24 protein-coding genes and 1 pseudogene are annotated in these 25,647 nt (G+C 49.9%); 16 read left to right on the top strand and 9 right to left on the bottom strand.

From position 1 onward, the window contains the following. Window positions 1-229: 229 nt before the first annotated feature. Window positions 230-385: pseudogene (locus AACS05_RS24940) on the bottom strand (NADP-dependent isocitrate dehydrogenase); the annotation flags it as partial. A gap of 404 nt (window positions 386-789) precedes the next feature. Then, window positions 790-1,767 carry a hypothetical protein gene (locus tag AACS05_RS09360; RefSeq protein WP_045441866.1) on the bottom strand — a complete coding sequence of 326 codons (978 nt, stop codon included), beginning with the start codon at window positions 1,765-1,767 and terminating at the stop codon, window positions 790-792. 101 nt (window positions 1,768-1,868) lie between these two features. Between AACS05_RS09360 and AACS05_RS09355 the strand changes: the two genes are divergently transcribed. Beyond that, window positions 1,869-2,756, top strand: a complete 888-nt coding sequence (locus AACS05_RS09355) for a LysR family transcriptional regulator (RefSeq protein ID WP_045441863.1) — start codon at window positions 1,869-1,871, stop codon at window positions 2,754-2,756. Window positions 2,757-3,065: 309 nt separating this feature from the next. On the opposite strand, the gene icd is transcribed toward AACS05_RS09355, so the two are convergent. Then, window positions 3,066-4,316 (bottom strand): NADP-dependent isocitrate dehydrogenase, encoded by a 1,251-nt coding sequence (icd, locus tag AACS05_RS09350; protein WP_045441860.1) that lies wholly within the window; start codon window positions 4,314-4,316, stop codon window positions 3,066-3,068. Window positions 4,317-4,517: 201 nt separating this feature from the next. Here icd and rluE point away from each other — a divergent pair, with 201 nt between their 5' ends. From rluE to roxA, 9 genes are all read left to right on the top strand, one after another. Further along, on the top strand, window positions 4,518-5,141 hold the full coding sequence (rluE, locus tag AACS05_RS09345; RefSeq protein ID WP_045441858.1) for a 23S rRNA pseudouridine(2457) synthase RluE: 624 nt from the start codon (window positions 4,518-4,520) through the stop codon (window positions 5,139-5,141). A gap of 43 nt (window positions 5,142-5,184) precedes the next feature. After that, complete coding sequence (locus AACS05_RS09340; protein ID WP_045441855.1) at window positions 5,185-6,114, top strand: hypothetical protein; 930 nt, start codon at window positions 5,185-5,187, stop codon at window positions 6,112-6,114. Window positions 6,115-6,124: 10 nt separating this feature from the next. Beyond that, window positions 6,125-6,586 carry an NUDIX hydrolase gene (locus AACS05_RS09335; RefSeq protein ID WP_045441852.1) on the top strand — a complete coding sequence of 154 codons (462 nt, stop codon included), beginning with the start codon at window positions 6,125-6,127 and terminating at the stop codon, window positions 6,584-6,586. Window positions 6,587-6,639: 53 nt separating this feature from the next. Beyond that, window positions 6,640-7,746, top strand: a complete 1,107-nt coding sequence (gene mnmA / locus AACS05_RS09330; RefSeq protein WP_045441850.1) for a tRNA 2-thiouridine(34) synthase MnmA — start codon at window positions 6,640-6,642, stop codon at window positions 7,744-7,746. Between the two features lie 35 nt (window positions 7,747-7,781). Beyond that, window positions 7,782-8,423, top strand: a complete 642-nt coding sequence (hflD, locus tag AACS05_RS09325) for a high frequency lysogenization protein HflD (protein ID WP_045449571.1) — start codon at window positions 7,782-7,784, stop codon at window positions 8,421-8,423. Window positions 8,424-8,426: 3 nt separating this feature from the next. Next, complete coding sequence (purB, locus tag AACS05_RS09320) at window positions 8,427-9,797, top strand: adenylosuccinate lyase (RefSeq protein ID WP_045441847.1); 1,371 nt, start codon at window positions 8,427-8,429, stop codon at window positions 9,795-9,797. Between the two features lie 181 nt (window positions 9,798-9,978). Then, entirely contained in the window at window positions 9,979-10,650 is a 672-nt protein-coding gene (phoP, locus tag AACS05_RS09315) for a two-component system response regulator PhoP (protein ID WP_045449570.1), read from the top strand. Continuing rightward, window positions 10,650-12,113: a two-component system sensor histidine kinase PhoQ gene (gene phoQ / locus AACS05_RS09310; protein WP_045441845.1), complete on the top strand. Its 1,464-nt coding sequence runs from the start codon at window positions 10,650-10,652 to the stop codon at window positions 12,111-12,113. The genes phoP and phoQ overlap by 1 nt, the downstream gene beginning before the upstream one ends. A gap of 88 nt (window positions 12,114-12,201) precedes the next feature. Next, complete coding sequence (gene roxA / locus AACS05_RS09305) at window positions 12,202-13,323, top strand: [50S ribosomal protein L16]-arginine 3-hydroxylase (protein WP_045441843.1); 1,122 nt, start codon at window positions 12,202-12,204, stop codon at window positions 13,321-13,323. A 56-nt stretch (window positions 13,324-13,379) separates the two neighbouring features. On the opposite strand, the gene pepT is transcribed toward roxA, so the two are convergent. Beyond that, window positions 13,380-14,606, bottom strand: a complete 1,227-nt coding sequence (pepT, locus tag AACS05_RS09300; RefSeq protein ID WP_045441840.1) for a peptidase T — start codon at window positions 14,604-14,606, stop codon at window positions 13,380-13,382. 249 nt (window positions 14,607-14,855) lie between these two features. Between pepT and potA the strand changes: the two genes are divergently transcribed. The 5 genes from potA to AACS05_RS09275 all read left to right on the top strand — a co-directional run bounded on the left by potA (window position 14,856) and on the right by AACS05_RS09275 (window position 19,325). Beyond that, window positions 14,856-15,992, top strand: a complete 1,137-nt coding sequence (potA, locus tag AACS05_RS09295; RefSeq protein ID WP_045441837.1) for a spermidine/putrescine ABC transporter ATP-binding protein PotA — start codon at window positions 14,856-14,858, stop codon at window positions 15,990-15,992. Further along, window positions 15,976-16,833 carry a spermidine/putrescine ABC transporter permease PotB gene (potB, locus tag AACS05_RS09290; protein ID WP_045441829.1) on the top strand — a complete coding sequence of 286 codons (858 nt, stop codon included), beginning with the start codon at window positions 15,976-15,978 and terminating at the stop codon, window positions 16,831-16,833. Before potA ends, potB begins: the two co-directional genes overlap by 17 nt. Then, window positions 16,830-17,609, top strand: a complete 780-nt coding sequence (gene potC, locus AACS05_RS09285; protein ID WP_003030794.1) for a spermidine/putrescine ABC transporter permease PotC — start codon at window positions 16,830-16,832, stop codon at window positions 17,607-17,609. Before potB ends, potC begins: the two co-directional genes overlap by 4 nt. A 23-nt stretch (window positions 17,610-17,632) precedes the next feature. Next, the gene (potD, locus tag AACS05_RS09280) at window positions 17,633-18,679 is read left to right on the top strand and encodes a spermidine/putrescine ABC transporter substrate-binding protein PotD (protein WP_045441827.1); all 1,047 of its coding nucleotides are present in this window, start codon (window positions 17,633-17,635) and stop codon (window positions 18,677-18,679) included. 139 nt (window positions 18,680-18,818) lie between these two features. Continuing rightward, complete coding sequence (locus AACS05_RS09275) at window positions 18,819-19,325, top strand: methyltransferase (protein WP_045441825.1); 507 nt, start codon at window positions 18,819-18,821, stop codon at window positions 19,323-19,325. 37 nt (window positions 19,326-19,362) lie between these two features. On the opposite strand, the gene cobB is transcribed toward AACS05_RS09275, so the two are convergent. From cobB to lolC, 5 genes are read right to left on the bottom strand one after another with little or no spacing between them, the layout of a single operon-like run. Continuing rightward, window positions 19,363-20,184, bottom strand: coding sequence for a Sir2 family NAD+-dependent deacetylase (gene cobB, locus AACS05_RS09270; protein ID WP_045441822.1), 822 nt, complete (start codon window positions 20,182-20,184; stop codon window positions 19,363-19,365). Between the two features lie 15 nt (window positions 20,185-20,199). After that, window positions 20,200-21,111, bottom strand: coding sequence for an N-acetylglucosamine kinase (gene nagK, locus AACS05_RS09265; RefSeq protein WP_045441811.1), 912 nt, complete (start codon window positions 21,109-21,111; stop codon window positions 20,200-20,202). Window positions 21,112-21,129: 18 nt separating this feature from the next. Continuing rightward, entirely contained in the window at window positions 21,130-22,374 is a 1,245-nt protein-coding gene (gene lolE / locus AACS05_RS09260) for a lipoprotein-releasing ABC transporter permease subunit LolE (RefSeq protein ID WP_045441808.1), read from the bottom strand. Continuing rightward, complete coding sequence (gene lolD / locus AACS05_RS09255; RefSeq protein WP_045441805.1) at window positions 22,374-23,075, bottom strand: lipoprotein-releasing ABC transporter ATP-binding protein LolD; 702 nt, start codon at window positions 23,073-23,075, stop codon at window positions 22,374-22,376. The genes lolE and lolD overlap by 1 nt, the downstream gene beginning before the upstream one ends. Continuing rightward, the gene (lolC, locus tag AACS05_RS09250) at window positions 23,068-24,267 is read right to left on the bottom strand and encodes a lipoprotein-releasing ABC transporter permease subunit LolC (protein ID WP_045441803.1); all 1,200 of its coding nucleotides are present in this window, start codon (window positions 24,265-24,267) and stop codon (window positions 23,068-23,070) included. Before lolC ends, lolD begins: the two co-directional genes overlap by 8 nt. Before the next feature lie 260 nt (window positions 24,268-24,527). On the opposite strand from lolC, the gene AACS05_RS09245 reads away from it, so the two are divergent. Continuing rightward, a complete protein-coding gene (locus tag AACS05_RS09245) occupies window positions 24,528-25,592 on the top strand; it encodes an acyltransferase family protein (RefSeq protein ID WP_045441800.1) in 1,065 nt (354 codons plus the stop codon). The last annotated feature ends 55 nt before the right edge of the window (window positions 25,593-25,647 follow it).

The raw sequence follows: 25,647 nt of genomic DNA, 5'->3' as shown, positions 1-25,647 counted from the left end.
AACAACGTCCGCTCCAGGCAAGAATGGAGCTGAGTATTAACGAACATCCACCAGTAATAACCGCAAAAAAATTGAGGTATATCTAACTGAAACCTGACGGTATAACTACCATCTGACCATCCAACCTCCCCCAAACTACTGCGGGGGTTTGATAACTTATTTTGATAACCTTTGGCAGCCTAACCCAAAACAACGGGAGCGTTACGCTCCCGTTAGTAAATTTAACAAATTATCGCATTACATGTTTTTCGATGATCGCGTCACCAAACTCGAACATTTCAGCAGCTTAGCTGCCGTCCATCAGACATTCGAAATTATAGGTTATAGATTTCGCGTTAATCGCGCCTTCCATACCCTTAACGATCAGGTCAGCCACTTCTACCCATATGTCGGTGAAGTAGTTAGATCGTTCAATCACAACAATCTGATATTAAAGTATAATTTAATCAATTTCCATATATCTCACTGACTATTGGGACTCTCATAACCCACTGATGATCAATATATGTTTTAGGGTTTTGATAACCGTTTTTGGGTAAATACAACCACCCGACCATTCAAAATGGTTACCGCTAATGGCAACTCTCAATGCCTACCATGCTAAAGCCATACAGCCGTATAGATCCGCTATGAGCGAGAAGCATACGTTGAATAAAGTCCTTTCGGGGGATATAAGTTACTTCTGGTAAGTACGACTTACTTGAAGTGTTTTTACTGGCATCAATCCCCGTAGGTATGAGTTTGTCTTTGTACGAATCAAAACTCATAAATGACGAGTACGAAAACTGGTTAGGCCGTAATCAATACGACACCTGCATCCTGCATCGCTGTGAGGGCCGCCTCTTGATCCATTATTTGCTCTGGCAACATAAAACCGGTCAATGGGCTTTTGAGTAGCGCTTCGATGACGATAGTAACGCCAAGGGCTGTGAAATGCGCCTGTCCTTGTGGGTCTGAAGCGATAATTCGTTTGGACTCTGAAGCGCCTGACACGTTAACACCCTGTATATCAACATACAGTTCTACCGACGCTTGAGTGGCATTTCTCTTACCCTCTGAAGTCCCCACGGCGACATCAAGCCTGATATTGTCAGCACGAGTCATTGCCGCAATAGCGCTGACATCCAGGATACCAAACGGCGTAGTCTCGACACATTCACCACTGATAAGGCAAATGTTACTCTGCTCAGCGGTATAACCCCAGATACCATCTTCCCGTACAAATGCAGGAGCTATCGCCTGATTAAGCTCTTTTTCAGTGACTTTACCTATAGGATCTTCTGGGTCGTGCACTGCGGTCAGCTGTACACGTTTAACAGAATTAAACTGGCTGGCAAGTTTATCAACCAGCGGTAAAAACATTCCCGCCTCATAGTAACCTAATGGTACGATCGGCGAAGTCGCATGATGGAGCAGCGCCATGTTCAGTAGAGGTGCATAGCCGTCGGCAGTCCCTACCGTAATATCAATAAAAGCAATATTGTTGCGAATAGCGTATTCACCTAGCGTATGTTTTGGATCGGGTACGGCGCTGATAATAAGCTGTGAAGTCGATACAAGCGGCGGAAGCTCCCCGCTCATCAAATCAAGACAAACAGTCATGGCGTTTCCCAACTGGGCCGCAAGTTTTTCGCCATTTTGCGGCGAGCGGCCTGCCAGGATTAATTTCGCATCCGGAAAACGCGTCCGCAACTGGGTGGCTAGATTACTGCCTATCATCCCATATCCGCCGGCAATAAAAATCTGCTGTGTCAGTTTGAAATTCATCATATTTCCTCATTTAACGTTGCTGATGAGGTGACTTTAGAACACAAATAAACTTTAATTAAGCTCATTAATTTTTATGAGTTAGTGAGTTTAAATCAGCAATGAATGTTAAAATTTCCGATTTTGAACCCTTTATCGCAGTAGCAACTTTTCGTAGTTTCCGGTTGGCAGCAGAAGCCGCAGGCGTGACATCTTCGGCAATGAGTCATTCGATCCGCCAGCTCGAGGAACGATTAAAGGTACGATTATTTAATCGCACGACTCGCAGCGTATCTCTAACGGATGCCGGGCATAAATTATTTGAATCGCTTTCCCCACTTTTCAATCATGCGATGGATGCCATTGAAGCAATAAATGATTATCGTGCCACACCCATAGGCACGCTACGCATTAACGCGGTCAGGCTGGGGGGGCGTTACCGACTCGCCCCTTTGGTTGCTGGGTTTAACAAGGACTATCCCGACGTCAGAGTGGAAATAATTCAGGACGATAATCTGGTTGATATTGTGAGTAGTGAATACGACGCCGGAGTGAGGCTGAGTGATATCATCGAAAAAGACATGATTTCTATCCCACTTGGTCAGCCTGTTCGTTACGCCGTTGTGGCAAGCCCAGAATACCTCCAAACGCATACCAGCCCAAAGCAGCCTCAGGATCTTCTGAATCACTCCTGTATCCAGTTTCGCTATCCTGGTGGGCGCAGCTATCAGTGGCAATTTGGTCGAGATAACGAGCGCATTGAGATTAATGTGAAGGGAATGCTTGAGGTAAATGACCTCGATGTTGCACTAAGTCTCGCACTGAATGGCGCTGGTATCAGCTACGTGTTGTATGAAATGGCTGAACCCCATATACACAGTCGCAAACTCGTTTCATTACTTGAGGATTGGCTGACAGATCTTCCCGGCTTCTATCTTTATTATTCCAATCGAAAATATGCCTCCGCAGCATTTCAGGCTTTTGTTGAGTATATAAAAAATCATCACTAATACCTGCAACGTCAGGGGAATGCCCGTAATAAGTACTCCTCGTTTTATAGAACATATGAATGTCATTAACGTCCGCACTTGGCAAAGAGCGAACCTAAATATTAACGGGCGTCCACCAGAAATAATAAAAAACTGAGGAATGCCTAATGGGAACCTGGCAATAGAACTTCCATCTGACCGACCAACCTCCCCCAAACTACCAGGAAGTTTTGATAACTTATTTTGATAAAATTTTGATAACCGTTAGCAGCCTAACAAAAAACAACGGGAGCATTACGCTCCCGTTAATGAATTTAACAAATTACCGCATTACATGTTTTCGATGATCGCGTCACCAAACTCTGAACATTTCAGCAGTTTAGCGCCTTCCATCAGACGTTCAAAGTCATAGGTTACGGTCTTAGCGTTGATCGCGCCTTCCATACCTTTAACAATCAGGTCAGCCGCTTCAACCCAACCCATGTGGCGCAGCATCATTTCAGCAGACAGGATGATTGAACCTGGGTTCACTTTATCCTGGCCTGCATACTTCGGAGCGGTACCATGGGTTGCTTCGAACAGTGCGCATTCGTCACCGATGTTTGCACCCGGAGCGATACCGATACCACCAACCTGTGCAGCCAGTGCATCGGAGATATAGTCACCATTCAGGTTCATACAGGCGATAACGTCATACTCAGCCGGACGCAGCAGGATCTGTTGCAGGAACGCATCTGCGATAACGTCCTTAACCACGATCTCTTTACCAGTTTTCGGGTTCTTAATTTTAACCCACGGGCCACCGTCGATCAGTTCACCACCGAACTCTTCACGCGCTAACTGGTAACCCCAGTCTTTGAATGCGCCTTCGGTGAACTTCATAATGTTACCTTTGTGTACCAGGGTAACAGAATCACGGTCGTTAGCGATGGCGTATTCAATCGCTGCACGAACCAGACGTTTGGTTCCTTCTTCAGAACACGGCTTGATACCAATGCCGCAATGTTCCGGGAAGCGAATTTTCTTCACGCCCATCTCTTCGCGCAGGAATTTAATCACTTTCTCAGCATCAGCCGAGTCAGCTTTCCACTCGATACCTGCGTAGATGTCTTCAGAGTTTTCACGGAAAATGACCATATCGGTCAGTTCAGGATGCTTAACCGGGCTTGGGGTGCCCTGGTAGTAACGTACCGGGCGCAGGCAAACGTACAGGTCAAGTTCCTGGCGCAGTGCTACGTTCAGAGAGCGAATACCGCCGCCAACTGGCGTAGTCAGTGGGCCTTTGATGGCAACACGGTAGTCACGAATCAGATCAAGGGTTTCAGCAGGCAGCCAGACATCCTGGCCGTAGACTTGGGTGGATTTCTCGCCGGTGTAGATTTCCATCCACGAGATTTTACGCTCGCCTTTATAGGCTTTCTCGACAGCAGCATCGACTACTTTAATCATCGGTGGGGTTACATCAACGCCGATACCGTCGCCTTCAATGAACGGAATAATCGGATTTTCAGGAACGTTGAGTTTGCCGTTTTGCAGGGTGATCTTCTTACCTTCCGCCGGAACAACTACTTTGCTTTCCATTCACCTCTCCTTCGAGCGCTTCTGGTTCTGCTCGTCTGTCATCACGCTGCATGTGCGTTTGCGTCCTGCTACACGGATGCGTTAGAGCAACTTTTGTTAATGATTTGTAATGAGCGTGTCAATACTACCCTATTGTTCGCCGCCATGAAAGACACTCGTTCTTAGGCTATAATGCGGCAATTGATATAATCTGAAAATACCATGCAAAAAACTTCTTTTAGAAATCACCGGGTTGAGCGATTCAGCTCACGACAAGTCACTAAACAGCGTAAAGAAAACCAGCCAAAACGCGTGGTTTTGTTCAATAAACCCTACGATGTTTTGCCGCAATTTACTGACGAAGCGGGCCGAAGAACGTTAAAAGATTTTATTCCTGTACAGGGTGTCTATGCCGCTGGCCGTTTAGATCGGGACAGCGAAGGACTTTTAGTGCTAACTAATGATGGAGCACTACAGGCCCGTCTGACACAACCGGGCAAGCGCACCGGAAAAATCTATTACGTCCAGGTAGAAGGTGAACCAACACCGGAAGCCCTGGAGGCCCTGCGTAATGGTGTGACGCTCAACGATGGCCCAACGCTACCAGCGGGCATTGAGATTGTTGAAGAACCAGAGTGGTTGTGGCCAAGAAATCCGCCTATACGCGAGCGGAAAAATATTCCCACCAGTTGGTTGAAAATCACTTTGTATGAAGGTCGTAACCGCCAGGTGAGGCGGATGACGGCGCACGTTGGTTTCCCTACGCTGCGTCTGATCCGTTATGCGATGGGCAACTACACCCTGGAAAGCCTTGCTAACGGTGAATGGCGGGAAGTGCAGCCATAGCATCGTCTCTTAATGCAACCATTAACAGGGAAGAAACAACATCATGGATAAACGGATCATTGCAACGTTGATGCTGTGCGGCATATCACCATTTTGCTATGCAAATCAGGATTGTGAAGGAATAGCCGGAATCGCGGCAGGAGAGGCAAATTATCTTTACGCCTCTGCTAAAGTGGACACTGGGTCCAGGCTGCATTTCTACTCCGCTCCAGCCAGCAAATGCCAGCTTCCCGCTTTTTTGGTCAATAGCGACACAGTAGAGGTGCTGAGAAGTTCGCAGCGTTATGAAAGCACAGGCATGCTTTCCAAAGACGAACCCTTTCGTTATGTCCGTTATCGGGACACAAACGGCACCTTCGCTACCGGTTGGGTCACAGTAGATGGGCTCGCACCGTTAACTAATCCGCTACCTGTGAGCCCAGCATGTGAGGCGTGGGCAAATAAAGCGATGTCACAGCGCGAAAAGATGCCCCCAGCCGCAAGCAACCTTTATCAGATAAACGGCAGCACGCGCGCAGGATTCTATTCGATGCCGGATGAGCAGTGTCGGAGCCGCTCCACCTTCCTGATTCCCGGCGACATCGTTTCTGCTCAGGAAGAGTCAAAAGATGATTTTATTGAAGTAGTCTACTACACCGCCGATCGCCATATCGTACGCGGCTGGTTAAAAAAATCACAGCTGCAACCTTTAAACAAGGGTGACCGCTATCGCGACGACATTAATCCATTATCTACGGATAAAGCGACACGAGTCGCTACCCTCGATTTGCGCCATGACTATCAATGTGTTTTTTATGAGAGCTGGAATGCTAAGAACGCAATTGAGATTATCGTTCGCGAAGACCATCAAACGGAGTTATGCCGAGGTGCAGCCGATCCACAAACATCCCCTCCGATGGCCTATATCAGTATCCATAAAACCACTGGCGAAATTAGCTGGCCAGATGTAGCTGAAGGCTTTAAAGAAGAATAAGAGGTGAACCATGTTTAAACCGCACGTCACCGTAGCCTGTATTGTGCATGCAGAAGATAAATTTTTAGTCGTTGAGGAGACCATCAACGGTAAAGCGTTGTGGAACCAACCTGCCGGACATCTGGAGGCGGATGAAACCCTGGTACAAGCTGCCGCGCGCGAACTGTGGGAGGAAACCGGCATTCAGGCACAGCCGCAACACTTCATTCGCATGCATCAGTGGATCGCGCCTGACAAAACACCCTTTTTGCGTTTTCTGTTCGCTATTGAGCTTGCCAATATGTGCGCTACTGAACCTCATGACAGCGATATAGACTGCTGTCGCTGGGTGAGTGCGGAAGAGATCATCGCTGCGCCAAACCTGCGGTCTCCGTTGGTTGCTGAGAGTATCCGCTGTTATCAGAGCGGACAACGGTACCCACTAACAATGATCGGTGAATTTAACTGGCCGTTTACAGAGGGTGTCAAGTAAAGGGCTGCGTGCTAGAATATGCCGCCTTGAAGTTCAATGTCGTGAGTATTCCTATGTCTGAAAGCCCAAAAAAAGTGATCGTCGGCATGTCCGGCGGTGTCGACTCCTCCGTTTCTGCCTGGCTGTTGCAACAACAGGGTTATCAGGTAGAAGGCCTGTTCATGAAGAACTGGGAAGAGGACGATGGTGAGGAATACTGTACAGCGGCCGCCGATCTTGCGGATGCACAGGCTGTCTGTGACAAACTCGGCATTGAGCTGCATACCGTAAACTTTGCTGCAGAATACTGGGACAACGTCTTTGAGTTGTTTCTTGAGGAGTACAAAGCGGGTCGTACACCGAATCCGGATATTCTGTGCAACAAAGAAATTAAGTTTAAAGCCTTCCTGGAATTTGCCGCTGAAGATTTAGGTGCTGACTACATCGCCACCGGTCACTACGTTCGCCGCGCGGATGTGGACGGCAAAAGCCGCCTGCTGCGTGGCCTCGACGGTAATAAAGACCAGAGCTATTTTCTCTACACTCTCGGTTATGAGCAAATTGCACAAAGCCTGTTCCCGGTTGGCGAACTGTCCAAGCCGCAGGTGCGTAAAATTGCCGAAGATCTCGGTTTGATTACCGCGAAGAAAAAAGACTCTACTGGTATCTGTTTTATTGGCGAACGTAAATTCCGCGAATTTCTCGGTCGTTACCTTCCTGCTCAGCCAGGAAAAATCATCACCGTTGATGGCGAAGAAATTGGCCAGCACCAGGGGCTGATGTACCACACCCTGGGTCAGCGTAAAGGTCTCGGCATCGGCGGTACGAAAGAAGGTACAGAAGATCCATGGTATGTGGTCGACAAAGACGTTGAGAACAATATCCTCATTGTCGCGCAGGGCCATGAACACCCACGTCTGATGTCCGTTGGCCTTATCGCACAGCAATTACACTGGGTCGACCGCGAACCGTTTACCGGCACAATGCGCTGTACGGTGAAAACCCGCTATCGCCAGACAGACATTCCGTGCACCGTTAAAGCACTGGATGACGAACGTATTGAAGTTATTTTTGATGAGCCGGTAGCAGCGGTAACCCCGGGTCAGTCAGCCGTCTTTTACAACGGTGAAGTGTGCCTCGGCGGCGGTATTATCGAGCAGCGCTTGCCTCTGCCGGTATAATTATTTTATTGGTTTAATACAAGGAAGCAGTGAACGTGGCAAAGAATTATTATGACATCACCCTCGCCCTGGCAGGCATTTGCCAGTCAGCACGCCTGGTGCAACAACTGGCACACCAGGGGCACTGTGATGCCGATGCCCTACACGTTTCACTGAACAGTGTTATCGATATGAACCCCAGCTCTACGCTGGGCGTATTTGGTGGTAGCGAAGCCAATTTACGTCTCGGACTGGAAACACTGCTTGGCGTACTTAATGCCAGCAGCCGTCAGGGGCTGAATGCGGAACTCACTCGCTACACACTAAGCCTGATGGTGCTGGAGCGTAAGCTGTCAGCAGCCAAAGGCGCAATGGACACGCTGGGAGACCGTATCAACGGCTTGCAACGCCAGTTAGACCATTTTGATTTGCAGTCAGAAACGTTAATGAGTGCAATGGCGGGTATCTACGTTGACGTCATCAGCCCACTCGGTCCGCGTATTCAGGTAACAGGTTCGCCAGCCATCCTCCAGAGCCCGCAGGTACAGGCAAAAGTACGCGCTTCGCTTCTGGCTGGCATTCGTGCCGCTGTGCTCTGGCATCAGGTTGGTGGAGGCCGTCTGCAACTCATGTTTTCTCGTAATCGCCTGACCACTCAGGCAAAACAAATTCTTGCTCATTTAACCCCGGAGTTGTGATCTATGGAATTATCCTCACTGACCGCCGTTTCCCCTGTCGATGGACGCTACGGCGATAAAGTCAGCGCGCTGCGCGGGATTTTCAGCGAATACGGTTTGCTGAAATTCCGTGTACAAGTTGAAGTACGCTGGCTGCAAAAACTGGCCGCGCACGCAGCGATCAAGGAAGTTCCTGCTTTTGCTGCCGACGCAATCGGTTTCCTTGATACGATCGTCGCTAACTTCAATGAAGAAGATGCCGCGCGTATCAAAACCATTGAGCGTACGACCAACCACGATGTGAAGGCAGTTGAGTATTTCCTGAAAGAAAAAGTGGCTGATATCCCGGAACTGCACGCAGTTGCCGAATTTATCCACTTCGCCTGTACTTCTGAAGACATCAATAACCTGTCTCATGCGCTGATGCTAAAAACCGCTCGCGACGAAGTGATCCTGCCTTACTGGCGCAAACTTATCGACGCAGTGAAAGATCTCGCAGTGCAGTATCGCGACATTCCCCTGCTCTCCCGTACCCACGGTCAGCCCGCCACACCATCTACGCTGGGCAAAGAAATGGCTAACGTGGCCTACCGTATGGAACGCCAGTATCGCCAGCTAAATCAGGTGGAAATTCTCGGTAAAATCAACGGTGCAGTCGGCAACTATAACGCCCACATCGCCGCCTACCCGGAAGTTGACTGGCATCAGTTCAGTGAAGAATTTGTCACCTCTCTGGGCATTCAGTGGAACCCGTATACCACACAGATTGAACCGCACGACTACATTGCCGAACTGTTCGATTGCGTGGCGCGTTTTAACACCATCCTGATCGATTTTGATCGTGACGTCTGGGGCTATGTCGCGCTGAACCACTTCAAACAGAAAACCATCGCTGGCGAAATTGGTTCATCCACCATGCCACACAAGGTTAACCCAATCGACTTCGAAAACTCCGAAGGAAATCTGGGCCTGTCTAATGCGGTGCTACAGCATCTGGCCAGCAAACTGCCGGTTTCCCGCTGGCAGCGTGACCTGACGGACTCAACCGTCCTGCGTAATCTGGGTGTGGGTATTGGCTATGCGCTCATCGCTTATCAGTCCACGCTGAAGGGTGTGAGTAAACTCGAAGTGAACCGTGACCATCTGCTGGACGAACTGGATCATAACTGGGAAGTACTGGCAGAGCCAATTCAGACCGTAATGCGCCGCTACGGTATTGAAAAACCATACGAAAAACTGAAAGAATTGACCCGAGGCAAGCGTGTTGACGCCGAAGGCATGAAACAGTTTATTGATGGTCTGGCACTGCCAGAAGAAGAGAAAACTCGTCTGAAAGCGATGACGCCTGCCAACTATATTGGTCGCGCTATCACCATGGTTGATGAGCTGAAATAATCTCTCCTGCGCCGGATGACGCTTATGTTTATCCGGCCTGTCTGCCTCCCCCGGATGCCGGATAAGCTTTCTCTACCGCCATCCGGCGCTTCACATCCCTTCTGGTTTATTAAATGTTTATCCCCACAGCACCATAATCAGCGTTAAACTATTCATACCGTTAATTAATGGAGCAGCGATGATGCGCGTACTGGTTGTTGAGGATAATGCATTATTACGTCACCACCTGAAAGTTCAGTTACAGGATTTAGGCCACCAGGTTGATGACGCAGAGGATGCAAAGGAAGCAGACTATTATCTTAACGAACACCTGCCAGATATTGCGATCGTCGATTTAGGACTTCCTGATGAAGATGGCTTGTCGCTGATCCGCCGCTGGCGCAGCAGTGAAGTCTCCCTTCCCATTCTCGTATTAACCGCCCGGGAAGGCTGGCAGGACAAAGTGGAAGTGCTCAGCGCAGGCGCTGACGACTATGTGACCAAGCCATTTCACATTGAAGAGGTAATGGCGCGAATGCAGGCGTTGATGCGCCGCAACAGCGGTCTGGCGTCACAAATTATCTCCCTTCCGCCTTTTCAGGTTGATCTCTCACGTCGTGAATTGTCTGTCAATGACGAAGTCATTAAGCTCACGGCTTTCGAATACACCATTATGGAAACGCTGATCCGTAATAACGGCAAAGTGGTCAGTAAAGATTCGCTGATGTTGCAGCTTTATCCGGATGCCGAGCTGCGCGAGAGCCACACCATCGATGTTTTGATGGGACGTCTGCGCAAAAAAATTCAGGCTCAATATCCGAATGAAGTGATCACCACCGTACGTGGTCAGGGATACCTTTTCGAACTGCGCTAATGAATAAATTCTTGCGACATTTTTTCCCGCTATCGCTGCGTGTACGCTTTTTGCTGGCTACTGCAGGCGTGGTACTGGTGCTCTCTCTGGCCTATGGCATGGTCGCTTTAGTTGGTTACAGCCTGAGCTTTGATAAGACAACCTTCCGCCTGTTGCGCGGTGAAAGTAATCTGTTCTACACCCTTGCGAAATGGGAAAACGGTAAGATAAACGTCGAACTGCCTGAAAATCTCGATATGCAAAGCCCCACAATGTCGCTGATTTATAATGAAAATGGCAAGTTGCTATGGGCGCAACGCGATGTCCCCTGGCTGATACAAAGCATTCGTCCGGACTGGTTAAAAACCAATGGCTTCCATGAGATTGAAGCCAACGTCAATGCGACAAGCACGTTACTCAGCGAGGATCATTCAGCACAGCAGCAGCTTAAAGAAGTCCGGGAAGATGACGACGACGCCGAAATGACCCACTCCGTCGCAGTAAACGTTTACCCTGCCACGGCCAGAATGCCCCAGCTTACTATTGTCGTTGTCGATACCATCCCTATTGAGCTGAAGCGCTCGTATATGGTCTGGAGTTGGTTTATCTACGTACTGGTAGCCAACCTGTTATTAGTCATACCGCTATTATGGGTCGCCGCCTGGTGGAGCTTACGTCCCATTGAATCACTGGCCCGCGAGGTCCGTGAACTCGAAGAGCACCATCGTGAGATGCTTAACCCCGCAACCACGCGCGAGCTTACCAGTCTGGTACGCAACCTCAATCGGTTGCTGAAAAGCGAACGTGAACGTTACGATAAGTACCGCACTACCTTAACCGACCTCACGCATAGTCTGAAAACACCGCTGGCCGTATTGCAAAGTACATTGCGCTCTATGCGCAGTGAAAAGATGAGCATGAGTGATGCGGAACCCCTTATGCTGGAACAGATCAGCCGTATTTCTCAGCAAATTGGCTATTACCTGCATCGCGCCAGTATGCGAGGCAGTAGCGCTCTCCTCAGCCGCGAACTGCACCCTGTTGCCCCTTTACTGGATAAACTGACATCCGCCCTCAATAAGGTGTATCAGCGCAAAGGCGTCAATATCAGTCTCGATATCTCACCCGAAATCAGCTTTGTTGGCGAGCAGAATGATTTTGTCGAAGTGATGGGTAACGTCCTGGATAACGCCTGTAAATACTGCCTGGAGTTCGTCGAAATTTCAGCGCAACTGTCGGAGGACCGCCTGCATATTCTGGTTGAAGACGACGGTCCAGGAATACCACAAAGCAAGCGTGAAATCGTATTTGATCGCGGTCAGCGTGTTGATACGTTACGACCAGGTCAGGGCGTGGGGCTGGCGGTAGCCCGTGAAATTACCGAACAATATGACGGACAAATTATCGCCGGAGACAGCCTGTTAGGCGGTGCACGAATGGAAGTTATTTTTGGCCGTCAGCATCCGGGGCAAAACGACGAGTAAGCTGTTTGTAATATTTATGTGCAGACATCACTTATCTGGTTAAGCATCCGTTATAATCGGAGCAACTAACAGCCTGCGGATGCTCATTATGGAATACCAATTAAACCTCAACTGGCCCGATTTTCTTGAACGCCACTGGCAAAAGCGCCCTGTGGTCTTAAAGCGTGGTTTTAACAATTTTATTGATCCGCTCTCCCCTGACGAACTGGCTGGCCTGGCAATGGAAAGCGAAGTAGACAGTCGACTTGTCAGCCATCAGGACGGTAAATGGCAGGTTAGCCACGGTCCTTTTGAGAGCTATGACCACCTTGGCGAAAACAACTGGTCGCTACTGGTGCAGGCTGTCAATCACTGGCACGAACCCACCGCTGCGCTAATGCGCCCTTTCCGGGAGTTACCGGACTGGCGTATCGACGATCTGATGATCTCCTTTTCGGTACCTGGTGGCGGCGTGGGCCCGCACCTGGATCAGTATGATGTATTTATTATTCAGGGTACCGGTCGCCGTCGCTGGCGTGTGGGTGAAAAACTCCAGCTCAAGCAACATTGTCCGCACCCGGACCTGCTACAGGTCGACCCGTTTGAAGCCATTATTGATGAAGAGCTGGAGCCTGGCGATATTCTGTATATTCCACCAGGATTCCCGCACGAAGGTTATGCGCTGGAAAACGCGATGAATTATTCGGTAGGTTTTCGCGCGCCCAATACCCGGGAGCTTATCAGCGGATTTGCTGATTACGTTCTGCAACGCGAGCTGGGTAGCACTTACTACAGCGACCCGGATCTGCCAGCCCGTGATCATCCGGCGGATGTTCTGCCGCAGGAAATGGACAAACTGCGCGAAATGATGCTTGGGCTGATTAACCAGCCTGAACATTTTAAACAGTGGTTTGGCGAGTTTATTTCCCAGTCTCGTCACGAGCTGGATATCGCCCCACCAGAGCCGCCTTATCAGCCAGACGAAATCTATGATGCCCTGAAACAGGGTGATGTGCTGGTGCGTCTCGGTGGATTGCGCGTATTACGTGTAGGTGATGATGTCTACGCTAACGGTGAAAAAATTGACTCTCCGCATCGACCTGCCCTTGAGGCGCTGGCCAACCATATTGTGCTGACAGCCGAAAACTTCGATGATGCGCTGGAAGATCCCTCTTTCCTTGCAATGCTTGCTGCACTGGTAAACAGCGGGTACTGGTTCTTCGAAGGATAATTGTTGTCGTCATGCCGGATGAGGCGTCAGCCGTCATCCGGCATCTACAGATAAACTTACTTCTGTTTTGCGGTCAATTCCGCAATACGCACGATCACCTGCACTGCTTTTTCCATTCCCTCCAGCGTCACAAACTCATGCTTACCATGATAGTTGTAGCCACCAGTAAACAGATTCGGACATGGTAATCCCATAAACGACAGCTGCGCGCCGTCGGTGCCGCCACGAATGGGTTTCAACACCGGCTGAATATCACAATCACGCATCGCCTGCTGTGCAATATCCAGGACATGTGGATGTTCAACGACTTTTTCGCGCATATTGTAGTAACTGTCTTCTATCACCAGTTCAATATAGCAATCCGGGTGTAACCCCTTGCCGACTTTTTTGGCGATATCCATAATTTTACGTTTACGTGCTTCAAACTGTTTGCGGTCGAAATCACGGATGATGTAGTGCATATCCGCCCGATCAACCGTACCTTTCATGCTTGCCAGGTGATAAAAACCTTCATAACCCTCAGTGGTTTCCGGGCTTTCATCGGCTGGAACTTCAGCATGAATGCGGGCTGCCAGCGACAGCGCATTCACCATTACCCCTTTTGCCGTGCCAGGATGCACATTATTGCCGACGATCTTGATATTGACCGATGCCGCATTGAAGTTTTCAAACTCCAGCTCACCCACGCCACCACCGTCAACGGTATAAGCCCATTTCGCATCAAAGGCTGCAACATCAAAATGCTTTGCCCCTTTGCCAACCTCTTCGTCAGGCGTAAAGGCCACGCGAATATCACCATGCGGAATGTTTTTCTGTATCAGTACGGCCAGCGCGGTCATGATTTCCGCCACGCCCGCTTTGTCATCAGCTCCCAGTAACGTTTTGCCGTCTGTGGTAATCAACGTCTGCCCCAGAAGTTGATGCAGCACCGGGAACATCACCGGCGACAGAACCTCATCACCAATACCTAGCGCAATATCGCCGCCACGGTAGTTTTCAACGATTTGCGGATTGACGTTTTTGCCACTGAAATCCGGTGAGGTATCCACATGGGAAATGAAACCGATAGCGGGAATATTACCTGCCACGTTAGCGGGCAACGTTGCCATCAACGTTCCCTTGTCGCTCAATGCAACGTTAATCAGCCCCATCTCTTCGAGTTGCTGCTTAAGCAACTGCAATAACTTCCACTGTCCTTCGGTGCTGGGAACCTGCCGCACGCCCGATTTTGATTGGGTGTCCAGCGACACGTAGTGTAAAAAACGCTCAAGTAGTTTATCCATGCAGTCACCCTCACTTTTTGTGACAACATTATCAATAAGCAACAAAAGACAAATATTGCGTCAGGTCACTTTTATCCCCGCAAATGAGAATATTTCGCCATGACATCCTTCTGAATATAAAGCTAAGTCAGTAATTCGCAACAAGGATTGGCGATTACAATGGTTTGCCGTAGAATAACGGCCCTCATTAAGAGACATCAAGGTGGTCAACCACAAACCCCGCAATGGTCAGAAATCCGTTGCGTTTACATGGGACAGAGTAAAAAATTGAATAAACAACCGCGTTCGCTTTCTCCACTGGTGCAATTAGCGGGAATTCGCAAAAGTTTCGATGGTAAAGAGGTGATTTCTAACCTGGATTTGACCATCAACAATGGCGAATTCCTCACGCTGCTTGGCCCCTCTGGCTGCGGTAAAACGACCGTTCTTCGCCTGATTGCGGGTCTGGAAACGGTTGATTCCGGTCATATCATGCTGGACAACCAGGACATCACTCACGTTCCTGCGGAAAACCGCTACGTGAACACCGTATTCCAAAGCTATGCGTTATTCCCCCACATGACCGTTTTCGAAAATGTGGCTTTCGGTTTACGCATGCAGAAGACCCCCGCAGCTGACATTCCTCCTCGCGTCACCGAAGCCTTACGTATGGTGCAACTGGAAGAGTTTGCCCAGCGCAAACCACATCAACTCTCCGGTGGGCAGCAACAGCGTGTGGCGATTGCCCGTGCGGTAGTCAACAAACCTCGTTTGCTGTTGTTGGATGAATCACTCTCTGCGCTGGACTACAAACTGCGCAAGCAGATGCAGAACGAACTGAAAGCACTGCAACGTAAGCTCGGCATTACTTTTGTTTTTGTCACTCACGACCAGGAAGAGGCTCTGACGATGTCAGACCGCATCGTAGTGATGCGTGATGGCCGTATAGAACAGGACGGTACGCCGCGTGAAATCTACGAAGAGCCAAAAAATCTGTTCGTTGCCGGATTCATCGGTGAGATCAATATGTTTAATGCGACCGTTATTGAACGTCTGGACGAACAGCGCGTTCGCGCTAACGTTGAGGGTCGCGAGTGCAACATTTATGTGAATTTCGCGGTTGTTCCAGGACAGAAATTAAACGTCCTGCTGCGTCCGGAAGATTTGCGCGTTGATGAGATCAATGATGATAATCATATCGAAGGACTTATCGGCTACGTGCGCGAGCGCAACTACAAAGGCATGACGCTGGAGTCAGTTGTCGAACTGGAAAATGGCAAGATGGTGATGGTCAGTGAATTCTTCAATGAAGACGACCCTGACTTCGATCACTCTCTCGACCAGAAAATGGCCATTAACTGGGTAGAAAGCTGGGAGGTCGTACTGGCTGATGAAGAACACAAGTAAATTCCAGAGTGTGGTGATCGTCACCATTGTCGGTTGGCTTGTGTTATTTGTCTTTCTGCCCAACCTGATGATCATTGGCACCAGCTTTTTGACCCGAGACGATGCAAATTTCGTCAAAATGGTCTTTACGCTGGAAAACTACGCTCGTCTACTCGATCCGCTCTATTTTGAGGTACTGGTTCACTCCCTCAATATGGCGCTAATTGCCACACTTGCTTGTCTTGTGCTCGGCTATCCTTTCGCCTGGTTTTTAGTAAAGCTGCCAGAAAAAGTTCGACCACTGCTACTGTTCCTGCTGATTGTTCCATTCTGGACCAACTCGTTAATTCGCATCTATGGACTCAAAATTTTTCTCAGCACCAAAGGCTATCTCAACGAGTTTCTTCTATGGCTCGGTGTGATTGACACGCCAATTCGCATCATGTTTACCCCCAGTGCAGTAATTATCGGTCTGGTTTACATCCTGCTGCCGTTTATGGTGATGCCGCTCTACTCCAGCATTGAGAAGCTGGACAAGCCACTACTGGAAGCGGCACGCGATCTGGGAGCAAGCAAATTTCAGACCTTTACCCGCATCATTATTCCGCTGACCATGCCGGGGATTATCGCTGGTTGTCTGCTGGTTATGCTGCCCGCGATGGGACTGTTTTACGTTTCCGATCTGATGGGCGGCGCGAAAAACCTGTTAATTGGTAACGTGATTAAAGTTCAGTTCCTGAATATCCGCGACTGGCCATTTGGTGCAGCTACCAGCATTACTCTGACCATCGTGATGGGGCTGATGCTATTGATATACTGGCGTGCTTCCCGCCTACTGAACAAGAAGGTGGAACTCGAATGATCGGTCGACTGCTTCGCGGCGGTTTTATGACCGCAATCTACGCGTATCTGTACATCCCAATCATTATTTTGATTGTGAACTCTTTTAACAGCTCGCGATTTGGCATCAACTGGCAAGGTTTTACCACCAAATGGTATGGCCTGTTGATGAATAATGACAGCCTGTTGCAGGCAGCGCAGCATTCACTGACCATGGCCGTGTTATCTGCAACATTTGCGACCCTGATTGGTTCACTGACGGCAGTTGCACTTTATCGCTATCGTTTTCGCGGCAAACCGTTTGTCAGCGGCATGCTGTTTGTGGTGATGATGTCACCAGATATCGTAATGGCGATTTCACTGCTGGTGCTGTTTATGCTGATCGGGATCCAACTCGGCTTCTGGTCACTGCTGTTCTCGCATATCACCTTCTGCCTGCCTTTTGTGGTAGTGACAGTTTACTCGCGCCTGAAAGGATTTGACGTGCGTATGCTTGAGGCAGCGAAGGATCTGGGGGCCAGTGAAGTGACTATTTTGCGCAAAATTATTCTACCACTGGCCATGCCTGCGGTAGCTGCAGGCTGGTTACTGAGCTTTACCCTGTCGATGGATGATGTCGTTGTCTCATCATTCGTTACCGGACCTGGCTATGAAATTCTGCCACTAAAAATCTACTCAATGGTTAAAGTAGGCGTTTCACCGGAAGTTAACGCGCTGGCTACCATTTTGTTGGTTCTGTCGCTGGTTATGGTTATCGCCAGCCAGCTTATTGCACGTGATAAAACCAAGGGCCGCTAAGGCCGATACTCAGGGGACGTTAAATGAAAAAATGGTCACGCCACCTGCTCGCGGCGGGTGCTCTGGCACTGGGCATGAACACTGCCACAGCTTCCGATAGCAATACACTCTATTTCTATAACTGGACCGAGTACGTTCCACCAGGACTGCTGGAACAGTTTACAAAAGAGACTGGTATTAAGGTTATTTATTCAACCTACGAGTCGAATGAAACCATGTATGCCAAGCTCAAAACCTATAAAGAAGGCGCCTACGACCTGGTGGTACCTTCCACCTATTACGTGGATAAGATGCGCAAAGAGGGCATGATCCAGAAAATTGACAAGTCGAAGTTAACCAACTTCAACAACCTCGATCCGGAAATGCTCAACAAGCCGTTTGACCCGAACAATGACTTCTCAATTCCGTACATCTGGGGGGCAACGGCGATTGGCGTCAATAGTGATGCCATTGATCCGAAAACCGTAACCAGCTGGGCAGACCTGTGGAAACCTGAATACAAAGGCAGTCTGCTGTTAACTGATGATGCCCGTGAAGTATTCCAGATGGCACTACGTAAACTGGGCTATTCCGGCAATACCACCGATCCGAAAGAGATTGAAGCCGCCTATAACGAGTTGAAAAAGCTAATGCCCAACGTAGCCGCATTTAACTCCGATAACCCGGCGAACCCCTATATGGAAGGTGAAGTGAACCTGGGCATGGTGTGGAACGGATCCGCATTTGTCGCGCGTCAGGCTGGCACACCACTGGAAGTCGTGTGGCCGAAAGAAGGAGGTATTTTCTGGATGGACAGCTTGTCTATTCCGGCGAACGCCAAAAATAAAGAAGGTGCGCTGAAACTGATTAATTTCCTGCTGCGCCCGGACGTGGCGAAAGAAGTAGCAGAAACCATTGGTTATCCGACACCTAACCTGGCGGCGCGTAAGTTGCTAAGCCCGGCCGTAGCGAATGATAAAACGCTCTACCCTGACGCGGAAACTATCAGCAAAGGCGAATGGCAAAACGATGTCGGTTCAGCCAGCGCTATTTATGAAGAGTATTATCAGAAGCTGAAGGCAGGACGCTAATACTCTTGCAACCCGGCGAAACATGGCAACGCCGGGTTGCTAGCTGCAATCCCCGAAGTTGATTACGTCTTTCGACTGATTTATTTACCCCCGCCACCAGCTACGCTTACTCTATTCCGACTCTGCTGTGAGGCTCCCAATGGCAACGCTATGGATGCTACTTGAGCTGGTTAACCTCATTGTTTTCACTCTTTTTATTCTCCCTCGCCCTCAACCGGTAGGCGCTCGTCCTTTGCTGCCGATAGCAGCAACCCGACTATTGCGCCTGACCTTCTTACTGCCGATTCTGGCTTTTGGCTACAGTCTGTTTTTTGATCATCAGATTAATCCAGCGGACTGGGGGTACCTGGCGATAGCGATCATCGGTAACGCGCTGGTTATCAAGGGGAAATGGGATCTTGGCGGCAGCCACACCTGGACAGGATATTATTTACCCAACGCTAAACGAGTTACACGCGGCATTTTTGCCTGGATTGCGCACCCTATGTACACCGGGATTATTTTAGTGATTATCTCGTGCAGCCTGGTTTACATTACCCGACTGCCCATATGGCTGAGCGTGTTGGCACTGATCTGCTGTTTTTACATTACAGGATTTTTGATTCTGGCGGCCCTGCGCGAGAGCCGCCAGCTTGTACAGGCTTAAAGAACGTTGCCGGTAAGGGCTTTGGCACAAAAGACGCTTACAGCCCTTTCAGTAACTTCTCAACAAACTCAGGTACTACCTGACTTGCCGGACCGTAATACTTCTCTTCAAACTCGCTTCCCACCTGGCTCGGTTCAAGATTTAACTCCACCGTATGAGCCCCATGCAGTCGGGCTTCGTGCACAAAACCCGCAGCCGGATAGACATGGCCCGATGTGCCAATGGCAATGAAAACATCCGCCATTGCCAGCGCCATATAGATTTCATCCATACCAAGAGGCATTTCACCAAACCACACGACATGTGGGCGAAGCTGTGCCGGAAACTGGCAGCAATGACATTTATCTTCCGGAGTGACATCCTCCGTCCAGTCTAAAATCTGCCCGCTTTGCGAACAGCGTACCTTGAGCAGCTCGCCATGCATATGGATAACATTCCGGCTACCCGCACGTTCATGCAGATTATCGATGTTCTGCGTCACCAGCAAAAAACGGTCGCCAAGCTCTTCTTCGAGTTTCGCCAGCGCGATATGCGCAGCGTTTGGTTGGATCTCGGGCTGCTGAAGTTGTTGGCGGCGAGCGTTATAAAACGACTGAACAAGCCCTGGATTACGACTAAATCCTTCCGGGGTCGCAACATCCTCAACCCGATGTTCTTCCCAAAGGCCATCCGCAGCGCGGAAGGTACGAATACCTGACTCGGCAGAAATCCCCGCTCCCGTCAGGACTAATACTCTTGGTTTTTCCATCAATTCAGGCACCACTCCGTCTCTGAAAAAGATCCGTTGACGCAGGCGATCGCGCATATGGCGTTTATTTTTACGAAAACGGCTTAACCGATGACCCCGACGCGACAGCATAACAACCTCTTTGTATTAATCGGTAAGATGTAGGAAAGCGGCCCCGCGCATCCCACCCGCATCACCGTGTCGTGCCCGTTCAATACGTGGCACACGGGCAACCGGCAGCAGATGGCGTGGCAGTCGGTCTGCCAGTTGCGTTGTTATCGCGGTAAAATTCGACAAACCACCACCAATCACCACTAAATCAGGATCGACGATAGTCAGGATATTCCCCAGGCAAACCGCCAGCAAATCCAGATAGCGTTCGACGTGCGCGCGCGCATGCTCATCACCCTGCTCCCAGAGCGAGATAATTTCGCGGGCATCCAGCGATTGATGGTAGTAATGCTGATACAGCCACGCAAATCCGCCACCGGATAGATAGCTCTCGATACATCCCAGTTGACCACAACCACAGCGACGCAACGGGAAGTCAAACCCCATCAGCGTCAGCGCATCTACTGGTAAACGGATATGACCGAACTCACCGGTGATATAACTGCGTCCAGTGATGGATTTCCCATTAAGGATCAGGCCTCCACCAACGCCCGTGCCGAGGATTAATCCCATCACTAAGGGATACTGGGTGAACTCATCGTCCCAGGCTTCGGAGAGTGCAAAACAGTTGGCATCATTATCCAGGCGAACATCACGATCCAGCCGAGCACTGAGGTCGGCGCGGAGTGGTTTGCCGCTGGCGGCAGGAACGTTAGCCGCGTACAGCGTACCGTCTTCAGTTTCCGGCATACCGGGGATACCAATACCCACCGAACCTTTGACACCAAATCGCTGATCGGCTTCCGTCACCAGATTACAAACTGCATCCAGGAAAGCCTCATAGCTGTCGCGTGGCGTAGGGACACGAATTTCCCACTGCAAACGACGTTGGTTATCAAACACGCCTAGCGCAATTTTAGTCCCGCCGATGTCAAATCCGTAATACATCACCGCTCCTTATTATTTTTACTGGCCGCTAAGTACTCTCGCAGGATCAATATTACTGGCGCGCCGCGCCGGATACCAACTCGCTAAAAGACTCAGCAATAATGCTGTAACCAGCACGTAAATAACATCCAGCCAGTGTAATTCGGATGGCAGGAAGTCAATAAAATAGATATCACCAGAGAGGAACTGATGGCCGATAATTGCTTCAATCCCGTTAATAATCGGCGTCAGCTGCAGCGAGACAACAACCCCGATAACGACGCCTGTCAGGCTACCAAACAGACCCGCCAGCAATCCATACCAGACAAAAATGGCGCGAATCAATCCATCTTTAGCGCCCAGCGTTCTTAATACCGCAATATCGCCACTCTTGTCTTTTACCGCCATCACTAACGTCGAAACGATATTAAAACAGGCGACGCCTATCACCAGGACCATTGCCAGATACATAATGGCGCGGATCATCTGTATGTCGCGATACATATAGCCGTAGGTGCCAATCCAACTCTTAATGTAGACATAGTTATTGGTTACTTCACCGGCATCTCTGACCAGTTTATTGGCATTAAAGACATCGTTAACCTTGAGGGCGATCCCGGAAACGCTGGATCCCATATCCAGATACTGCTGCGCATCTTCCATTGGGATCATAGCGAAGCTGTGATCGAGCTGACCACTCAGTTGCAGAATGCCTGTGACATGTAATCGCACGCGCTTAGGTTGCTGTAACTTGTGATCGGCACTGGCGTTAGGGATCATAATCGACACCCAGTCACCCTGTTTCACCTTCAACGCATCGGCAATACCTTTGCCAATAATGACCTGTTGCTCACCGGCTTTGAAATTGTCCCAGGCGTGGTTTTGCACAAACGAAGGCAGCGCACTCAGACGCTGTTCCTGTTTGGGGTCAACACCTTTCACTTGTACGGCGCGTAAATTCGCCCCACTCTCCACCAGTCCGGTAAAGTTGATGTAGGGTGCTGCTGCCGCAATACCCGGCACTTTCTGCACGTTGTCCAGTGCTTCCTGCCAGTTGTTCCAGGGCTGATTAACCGCTTCAATCTCACCGTGCGGAACAACCGCCAGAATGCGGTTATTCAGCTCGCGCTCAAAGCCGTTCATGGCGCTCAAACCAACGATCAATACCGCTACACCTAATGCGATACCAATGGTAGAAATAACGGAAATCAGCGAGACCATGCCACCGCGCCGCCGACCACGGCTAAAGCGCAGCCCAATCAATAACGATAAAGGCGAAGCCATTACTCTGCTCCCATCAGGCTCAGTTCAGCCGTCAGACGACCATCGCGCATTTCAAGCTGACGACTCATTCGCTTCGCCAGTTGCAGATCGTGCGTCACCACCAGAAATGCCGTGCCCTGAGAACGATTCAGTTCTCCCAGAAGCTCGAAAATACTGTCCGCGTTGCGCGCATCAAGGTTACCCGTCGGCTCATCCGCGAGGACCAGACGCGGGTTATTCACCAATGCGCGAGCAATAGCCACACGCTGGCGCTCGCCGCCCGAAAGTTCAGAAGGACGGTGGCTGGCACGGTGATCCAGCCCAACCGCTTTCAGCATATCGCGCGCACGCTCGGTAATTTCAGCCGGTTTTTTCTTACCGATTAACAAAGGCATCGCCACGTTTTCCAGCGCGGTAAAATCCGGTAACAGATGGTGGAACTGGTAAATAAAACCGAGCTTCTGATTACGTAACTCCGCTTTTGCCGCAGACGAAAGTTTGCTCATTGGCTGGCCGCTAAAAATCACATCGCCTGACGTCGGCGTATCCAAGCCACCCAGCAGATGCAGCAAGGTACTTTTGCCGGAGCCTGAGCTGCCGACAATCGCCATCATTTCACCCTCGCCGACGCAAAAACTGACATCGTGCAACACATCAGTTTGTACGGAGCCTTCCTGATAGCGTTTGCACAGGTTGTCGCATTGCAACAGGATCTTATTCATAACGTAAAGCCTCAGCGGGTTGAGTGGCGGCAGCGCGCCAGGAAGGATAAAGCGTAGACAGCAGCGCGATGGCCATTGCCACCAGCGCAATGACGATAACCTGTAGTGGTTCAATAGCGACCGGCAACGCTGCGCCATCCAGGAGCGTCCCGATAATTGGCATCAGGTTATTCAACTGGCTGGCAAGCAACGCTCCCAGCACAGCGCCCAGCAGCGCGCCAATAATACCTGCGCTGGCCCCCTGAACCATAAACACCATCATTATTTGTCGCGGCGTTAGCCCCTGGGTTTGTAAAATTGCCACTTCCCCTTGCTTCTCCATCACCATCAGGCCCAGCGAAGTAATAATATTGAACGCCGCGACAGCCACGATCAGGCTCAACAGCAGTCCCATCATGTTTTTTTCCATCCGCACAGCCTGGAACAGCTCGCCTTTGCGCTCACGCCAGTCCTGCCACTTAGTCCCCTGCGGCAGCGTTTGCTGACTCAGTGTATCGACCTTCAATGGTTCGTTCAGCCACAGACGCCAGCCTGTGATATTGCCCGCTGGATAGCGCATCAGACGTGATGCGTCCTGGATATTGGTCAGCATCTGGTAGCCATCGACTTCGCTGTTGGCGGCAAAAGTGCCAATCACATTGAACAAACGCTGACTTGGCAGACGTCCCATTGGCGTGAACTGGCTGGCTGACGGCACCATAACGCGGACTTGATCACCCCGGTTCACTCCCAACTGCCCGGCAAGCTGTTCACCGAGGATGACATTATACTTGCCCGGTGCGAGATCTGTTTGCTTCACATTGACCAGATACGGCGTCAGCGGATCTTTTTGCGCCGGGTCGATGCCCAGCATAACGCCAACAGCAACGCTGCGCGCACTTTGCAGGACGACATCTCCCGTCGTCAGCGGTGCAACACGATTGACGCCATTCAATACCACGGCTTTTTCAGGCAGCTGTTGCGGGTTAACGGAGCCCTGTTCAGAAGAGAGAATGGCCTGAGGCATCAGACCAAGAATGTTATTTTGCAGCTCGCGCTCGAAACCGTTCATTACCGACAATACCGTTACCAGTGCCATTACCCCGAGAGTAATGCCTATGGTTGAGAGCCAGGAAACGAAGCGACCGAAGCGATCAGCTGCACGCCCACGCATATAACGCAGGCCGATGAATAGAGCGACAGGTTGATACATGAAATCCGTCTGGTTGCTGTAGCAAAGCCACGAGTATATAAGCGAAAGCGGAATGGGTAAATGACTGAACCGTAAGTGTTCGTCAGCTTTAATCTGAAAAGCATAAACAAATCAATTCACTATAGTTATCTCTCCTCGCATCGTTCTTTGTCCCTGATCTTAATCTGAAAAAAATAAAAAGCAGACGGTTACGCATTACAGCGTTCCCCGGTATCCGCAGGATGACAGACTATCTCACTCAATATGGATACGCTGTCGCAATGAATCAAAAAGAATTATGGATTAATCAAATCAAAGGGTTATGTATATGTCTGGTGGTTATTTACCACTCAGTTATTACCTTTTACCCTCATCTCACCACTTTTCAGCATCCTCTTGCAGAAATGCTGGCCAAAAGCTGGATTTACCTCAACCTGTATCTGGCACCGTTTCGGATGCCAGTATTTTTCTTTATTTCGGGTTATCTCATTCGTCGTTATATCGACAGCGTCTCCTGGACCACCTGTGTGGATAAGCGGATCTGGAATATTGTCTGGGTACTGGTACTGTGGGGAATAGTGCAATGGCTGGCATTAACGACGCTCAATGGCTGGCTGGCCCCGGAACGCGACCTGGCCCATGCAGCCAATGCCGCTTATGCCGATTCCGCGCGTGACTTTACGCGTGGCATGCTTACTGCCAGCACCAGCCTGTGGTATCTGTACGCACTGGTGGTCTACTTTATCCTGTGTAAAACTTTCAACCGCTGGGCATTTCCGCTGCTGCCGCTGTTGATGTTGCTCAGTATAGCGATAAACTTCTTCCCAACGCCGTGGTGGGGAATGAACAGCGTATTACGCAATCTGCCGTATTACAGCCTCGGTGCCTGGTCTGGCGCAACGCTGATGGCGTGGATTAAAGAAGTTCCCCTGGGCCGCCACGCTCTGATATTTACATTTACCGCCTTACTGTCCGTCATGGCCTGGCTGGCAAATGTTTCGCTGCTACTGTCACTGCTCTCCATTGTGCTTATTATGAAAATGTTTTATCAGTTCGAGCAGCGCTTTGGCATGCGGGCCAACAGTCTATTAAGTGTGATTGGCGCGAACACCATCGCTATCTACACCACGCACCGTATCCTGGTCGAGGCGTTCAGCTTAACGCTAATCCCCAAACTGAATCACGCCGCATGGCCTGCAAAAGTGGAACTGGCTGTGTTACTCATTTATCCGTTTGCCAGTTTGTTATTGTGCACCCTCGCCGGACTTATAGTGCGAAAGTTTTCGCAGAAAGCCGTGGCCGATCTGCTTTTTTCCCCGCCGACTTTGGCGACCGTCACCCGCTAACCTCACCGTTTTTTGCCCCCATTTGGGGGCGATTCAATTTGCTTATGAGAAACGA

Source organism: Citrobacter sp. S-77, from assembly GCF_963864895.1.
Lineage (GTDB): Bacteria > Pseudomonadota > Gammaproteobacteria > Enterobacterales > Enterobacteriaceae > Citrobacter > Citrobacter murliniae.
The sequence above is the reverse complement of the archived record's forward strand: the minus strand, read 5'-3'. Positions and strand labels throughout refer to the sequence as shown.

What these genes read in the sequence shown, in the direction of transcription:
- AACS05_RS09360 (WP_045441866.1), bottom strand. Translation starts at nt 1,767, where the DNA reads ATGAATTTCAAACTGACACAGCAGATTTTTATTGCCGGCGGATATGGG.
- AACS05_RS09355 (WP_045441863.1), top strand. Translation starts at nt 1,869, where the DNA reads ATGAATGTTAAAATTTCCGATTTTGAACCCTTTATCGCAGTAGCAACT.
- icd (WP_045441860.1), bottom strand. Translation starts at nt 4,316, where the DNA reads ATGGAAAGCAAAGTAGTTGTTCCGGCGGAAGGTAAGAAGATCACCCTG.
- rluE (WP_045441858.1), top strand. Translation starts at nt 4,518, where the DNA reads ATGCAAAAAACTTCTTTTAGAAATCACCGGGTTGAGCGATTCAGCTCA.
- AACS05_RS09340 (WP_045441855.1), top strand. Translation starts at nt 5,185, where the DNA reads ATGGATAAACGGATCATTGCAACGTTGATGCTGTGCGGCATATCACCA.
- AACS05_RS09335 (WP_045441852.1), top strand. Translation starts at nt 6,125, where the DNA reads ATGTTTAAACCGCACGTCACCGTAGCCTGTATTGTGCATGCAGAAGAT.
- mnmA (WP_045441850.1), top strand. Translation starts at nt 6,640, where the DNA reads ATGTCTGAAAGCCCAAAAAAAGTGATCGTCGGCATGTCCGGCGGTGTC.
- purB (WP_045441847.1), top strand. Translation starts at nt 8,427, where the DNA reads ATGGAATTATCCTCACTGACCGCCGTTTCCCCTGTCGATGGACGCTAC.
- phoP (WP_045449570.1), top strand. Translation starts at nt 9,979, where the DNA reads ATGCGCGTACTGGTTGTTGAGGATAATGCATTATTACGTCACCACCTG.
- phoQ (WP_045441845.1), top strand. Translation starts at nt 10,650, where the DNA reads ATGAATAAATTCTTGCGACATTTTTTCCCGCTATCGCTGCGTGTACGC.
- roxA (WP_045441843.1), top strand. Translation starts at nt 12,202, where the DNA reads ATGGAATACCAATTAAACCTCAACTGGCCCGATTTTCTTGAACGCCAC.
- pepT (WP_045441840.1), bottom strand. Translation starts at nt 14,606, where the DNA reads ATGGATAAACTACTTGAGCGTTTTTTACACTACGTGTCGCTGGACACC.
- potA (WP_045441837.1), top strand. Translation starts at nt 14,856, where the DNA reads ATGGGACAGAGTAAAAAATTGAATAAACAACCGCGTTCGCTTTCTCCA.
- potB (WP_045441829.1), top strand. Translation starts at nt 15,976, where the DNA reads ATGAAGAACACAAGTAAATTCCAGAGTGTGGTGATCGTCACCATTGTC.
- potC (WP_003030794.1), top strand. Translation starts at nt 16,830, where the DNA reads ATGATCGGTCGACTGCTTCGCGGCGGTTTTATGACCGCAATCTACGCG.
- potD (WP_045441827.1), top strand. Translation starts at nt 17,633, where the DNA reads ATGAAAAAATGGTCACGCCACCTGCTCGCGGCGGGTGCTCTGGCACTG.
- AACS05_RS09275 (WP_045441825.1), top strand. Translation starts at nt 18,819, where the DNA reads ATGGCAACGCTATGGATGCTACTTGAGCTGGTTAACCTCATTGTTTTC.
- cobB (WP_045441822.1), bottom strand. Translation starts at nt 20,184, where the DNA reads ATGCTGTCGCGTCGGGGTCATCGGTTAAGCCGTTTTCGTAAAAATAAA.
- nagK (WP_045441811.1), bottom strand. Translation starts at nt 21,111, where the DNA reads ATGTATTACGGATTTGACATCGGCGGGACTAAAATTGCGCTAGGCGTG.
- lolE (WP_045441808.1), bottom strand. Translation starts at nt 22,374, where the DNA reads ATGGCTTCGCCTTTATCGTTATTGATTGGGCTGCGCTTTAGCCGTGGT.
- lolD (WP_045441805.1), bottom strand. Translation starts at nt 23,075, where the DNA reads ATGAATAAGATCCTGTTGCAATGCGACAACCTGTGCAAACGCTATCAG.
- lolC (WP_045441803.1), bottom strand. Translation starts at nt 24,267, where the DNA reads ATGTATCAACCTGTCGCTCTATTCATCGGCCTGCGTTATATGCGTGGG.
- AACS05_RS09245 (WP_045441800.1), top strand. Translation starts at nt 24,528, where the DNA reads ATGAATCAAAAAGAATTATGGATTAATCAAATCAAAGGGTTATGTATA.